Genomic DNA, 4,831 nt, shown 5'->3' on the forward strand with positions numbered 1-4,831 from the left:
AATTGGGACATTATCAACTTGGATACATTGAGACATTATCACATTGGAATCAGACTCCTGTGGTTTCTATGCAGTAACGACTTGACTATGAAGTGGTTAAGTGTTAGACTTCAAATGAATTCAGAAATCAAAATGCATCAAACGAAAAGGTAAGGATCGGCATATCATTATCTTTTCTAACTTTTAGAGTGGTTTAGCACTAGGCTAGTTATCGTTTGAAAAATTCGTCTAACCATTTGCAGATGTAGTAGGTAAGAACACCCACCATGACGGTTATGAAAAAGTCGAACATCAAACTATAAGCATATGAAAATGAAGTGAAATAATTACTTATATCATTTTTATGCTACTATGACTTATATCGTTTTTATGCTACGACGACTTGACTATGAAGTGGTTAAGTGTTAAACTTCAACTGAATTCAAAAAACGAAATGCATCAAACGAAAAGGTAAGGATTGGTGGATCCTTACCTTTTCTAACTTTTAGAGTGGGTTAACACTAGGCTAGTTATCGTTTAAAAAATTCGTCTAACCATTTGCAGATGTAGTATGTGAGAACACCCGCCATGACGGTTATGATAAACTCAAAAAAAATGTATCACCCCCTTTCAAGGAGGACGATAACAAAGATATTATATCAAACTAGATCTGAAACAAGTAGTGAATTGGAAAAAGTGCATTAAAAACATAGTACGTAAAAATATCCTCTTGGTTATTACACCTAGAGGATATCTTTATTTCTAATTAAGTGCTTTTTTATTAATGTCCTTAACATGGGGTCCACTTATACTCTTTTTTCTTAATACTCTATAGAGGATGATTGAAAGAATAGGAATCATTAAATATATACCAATAAAGATAGCCATATGAGAGAGTATAATCCAGGCTTTTGTCTCCATATATAAGCATATTGATGTGACAACAGTGCTATAGTGTAGTACAGATATTGCGATTACTTCTATAACTATGAGAAGGTAGAAAAGTTTTGGCATTTTAGCTTTAACTAATAGGAATGTAAGTAACAGCGATACAACTAATAATGGCAGGATTTTGATTAATAAACTGCTATACAAAGCTAGAAGAAAGTTCATCATATTATTCACCTCGATTGTATTAAACCTTTTTTCTATTATGTCACATCTTTAAATTTAGAGTATTCCATCCTCTTCTACTACTTAAATAATATATTATTATCATTAAATAGTCTATATTTTGTGCTTAAGAGACATATTTTCCTGTATAAAAGACATACGCTCTTTACAACTCAAAGAAAAGTCTATTAAATCTTCACTTTTTCTAGAAAGCGTATACATAATTATTCATAACATGATAAAATATATTAAGTAATAGGTATGAATTATCTATGTTTCCGAAGATGAGGTGAATAAATGTGATAGAAGTAATAGAAAAAATTGGAAATATTGAAAATTTATCATTAAAGAATGAAGAGATGGAAGTGGTTGTCTCAACATTTGGTTGTACTATTATTAAGATGATTGTTGAAGATAAGAATGGAGTAAAAGGTGATGTTGTATTAGGTTATGATGACTTTAATCAATATCAGACTCTAGATGCTTATCTAGGTGCATTAGTAGGTAGAGTTGCGAATAGAATTGGAAAAGGAACATTTGAGTTAAATGGTGAAACATATCATTTACCTATTAATAATGGTCCTAATAGTTTACATGGTGGTATTAAAGGATTTAGTTATCAGATCTTTGATTATGAAATCTTAGATGACTATACTATTAAGTTTACTTATTATGCAAAGGATGGAGAAGAAGGTTATCCAGGTAATATGGATTTTAGTGCTACTTATCATTTAGAGGGTACTACATTAACTATTTCTTATCATGCTACGAGTGATAAGGATACTTTAATTAATATTACTAACCATTCATATTTCAACTTATCAGGACATAAACATAATATCTATAATCACACTTTAAAGATTGATGCTGATTATTATGAACATGTAGATGCAGATGGTCTTGCTACAGGTGAAAAGGAAGCTGTAGAAGGTACTCCATTTGACTTTAGAATACCTGCAAAGATTGGTGAACGTGTAGAAGTAGATCATCCACAATTAAAACTTGGTAATGGTTTTGACCATCATTTCTTCTTTACTACAGATAAGAACCAAGTTGTATTAGAAGATGAAGAAAGTGGTAGAAGATTAACAGTATCTACTACTTTACCAGGAGCACAGATCTATACCGCAAACTATCTAGATGGACGTATTGGTAAGAATGGTGAACCTTATAATGCGAGAGATGCAGTATGTATTGAAACACAGAACTTACCAGACGCTATTCATATTGAAAAGAATCCAAGCACTATTTTAAGAAAGGGAGAAACATTTGATGCACAGACATCTTATTGTTTAGAGGTAATTAAATAATGAAACTTGCAACACAGATTATTGAAGATATTAGAAATGGTAAGGCAGATGCTTTATTAACTGATATTTATGTAGATGAATCTTTATTAGATACTCAGAAAGAAAGATATATTGCAGCTATTGAAAAGTTCATCTCACTTTATGGTGATAAGGAAGTAGAAGTATTCTCAGCACCAGGTAGAAGTGAAGTATCTGGTAACCATACAGATCACCAGCATGGGGAAGTATTAGCTGCTGCAATTAATTTAGATATTATTGCGATTACAGCACCTAGAGATGGTGAAATTAAGGTATTATCTGATGATTATGATTTAAAGGCTGTAGCTGTAGATGACTTAGAAAAGAAAGCAGAAGAAGAAGGTACTTCAGAAGGATTAATTAGAGGTACTCTTGCACGCTTTAAGGAATTAGGTCTTCATATTGGTGGTTTTGAAGCTTATATGACAAGTGAAGTATTACAGGGTTCTGGTCTTTCTTCATCAGCAGCATTTGAAGTCATGATTGGTACTGTATTATCAGGTTTATATAATGATATGACAGTGAGTCCAGTATTGATTGCACAGATTGGTCAGTATACAGAAAACGTCTATTTTGGTAAACCATGTGGATTAATGGACCAGTGTGCAAGTTCAGTAGGTGCTCTTATTCATATTGACTTTAAAGACAATGATCATCCTGTTGTAGAAAAAGTAGATGTTGATTTCTCTTCATTCCATCATAGTTTATGTATTGTAGATGTTCATGCATCTCATGCAGACTTAACTGATGATTATGCAGCCATTCCTACAGAAATGAAGGAAGTAGCACACTTCTTTGGAAAAGAATTCTTAAGAGAAGTATCAGAAGATGAATTTAAAGCACATATTCCTGAATTACGTGAAAAGATGAGTGACCGCTGTGTCATTCGTGCATTACACTTCTTTAAGGAAGATGCAAGAGTAGAAAAAGCAGTATCTGCCTTAAAGAACAATGATTTTGATACATTCAAGTCAGTCATCAAATCATCAGGAGACAGTTCTTATAAATACCTACAGAATATCTATTCTAACCATGATGAAACAAACCAGGCAGTTTCTATTGCTTTAGGTTTATCGGAAGATATCCTAAGTAATAAAGGTGTATGTAGAGTACATGGTGGTGGATTTGCAGGTACGATCCAGGCCTTTGTAGAAGATGATTATGTAGAAACATATAAGACTGAAATTGAAAAGTATTTTGGTGAAGGTTCTTGTCATATTCTTAAAGTAAGAAAGTATGGCGGTAAGAAAGTAGAATTATAAGCATTAGAAAACCTCTTTGATATGAGAATCAAAGAGGTTTTCTTTACTATAGAATTGATTTTTTCCAAGTGATGTTCTGCTTATCAAAAAATGCATGTAATCTCTCAATATCTTCATTACTGGCATTTTTCTTTTCAAAATAGATTTTAAAGCCTGCATTACTTGTAAATAATACAACATCTTTAGTTTCTATTATTTTTTTAATATTCTTGTATTTCATGGGAACTTCATTTTTTGATGAGTATTCAATTGAGGTTAACTTATCTTCACCAAAGACTAGATCATAGAAAATCACATCTGTGTGATATAAATCATTAAGTTGATTTATGCATTTTTTTGCGATTATTTTTTCGTTGAATAAGAGGGCTGTAGGTACCATTAGTAATATAATAATGCATCCTATAATGTAAACAACATCTCTTGTAGACAGATTTATAAACAAAGCAATTAATGCACCACAGAATATGGTCACTAGTAACAATATATAGTATGTAGGAAAGAAGTAAAAGATCACTTTTTTAAGAGTTGAATAATCTATTTTATTGTTTTTGACAGTTAATGTTTCCATTATTTGATACCTCGCTATTTATAATATATTAATTTTAACATGGATAAGTATCAAATGCACCAAATAACGATGATATATATTACTAATTATGATTTTCTATTTCGATTGATTATTCATTCTGATAAGGTTGATCATTTCATGATCTTAGCTGTGCCTGTATTTCATAACAGTTTTTTATGACTCCCATTGTTATAACAACTTGAACTCATATTTTACGGAAGGTTAAATTGCTTCATCTAAAGAAATGTTTTTTGACTGACTATTGGATGATATGTTCAAATATGTAGAATTGATAGTTGTAATAAAGTGGAACAATTAATTTAATACATTATAACAATCATAAAAGCACAATTGTGTCGATTAAATATAATATAATACATATGTAAAACGTTTTACAATTTATAAGAAGAGGAGTAAGTAGGCAATGGTTTATTCTAATGAAGAAATTGAACTTACTCTAAACTTCTACTCTATTGCTAAAGTACATATAGATAATTTAAATCAAGCAATAAAGTTTAAAGAGTTGAATGATCACGAAAAGAATGAATATATGTTCTACTCACATATTGTCTCTAAAGTTA

3 protein-coding genes are annotated in these 4,831 nt (G+C 30.9%); 2 read left to right on the forward strand and 1 reads right to left on the reverse strand.

Annotated elements, in window-relative coordinates; genetic code table 11:
• The first annotated feature begins 1,391 nt into the window (after nucleotides 1-1,391).
• Nucleotides 1,392-2,402, forward strand: coding sequence for an aldose epimerase family protein (locus ACT8VG_RS07325; RefSeq protein ID WP_217106526.1), 1,011 nt, complete (start codon nucleotides 1,392-1,394; stop codon nucleotides 2,400-2,402).
• Complete coding sequence (locus ACT8VG_RS07330) at nucleotides 2,402-3,682, forward strand: galactokinase (protein WP_217106527.1); 1,281 nt, start codon at nucleotides 2,402-2,404, stop codon at nucleotides 3,680-3,682. Before ACT8VG_RS07325 ends, ACT8VG_RS07330 begins: the two co-directional genes overlap by 1 nt.
• Nucleotides 3,683-3,728: 46 nt before the next feature.
• On the opposite strand, the gene ACT8VG_RS07335 is transcribed toward ACT8VG_RS07330, so the two are convergent.
• On the reverse strand, nucleotides 3,729-4,250 hold the full coding sequence (locus tag ACT8VG_RS07335; RefSeq protein ID WP_331873159.1) for a hypothetical protein: 522 nt from the start codon (nucleotides 4,248-4,250) through the stop codon (nucleotides 3,729-3,731).
• Between the last annotated feature and the right edge of the window lie 581 nt (nucleotides 4,251-4,831).

This window comes from Catenibacterium sp. (assembly GCF_052354645.1).
Lineage (GTDB): Bacteria > Bacillota_I > Bacilli_A > Erysipelotrichales > Coprobacillaceae > Catenibacterium > Catenibacterium mitsuoka_A.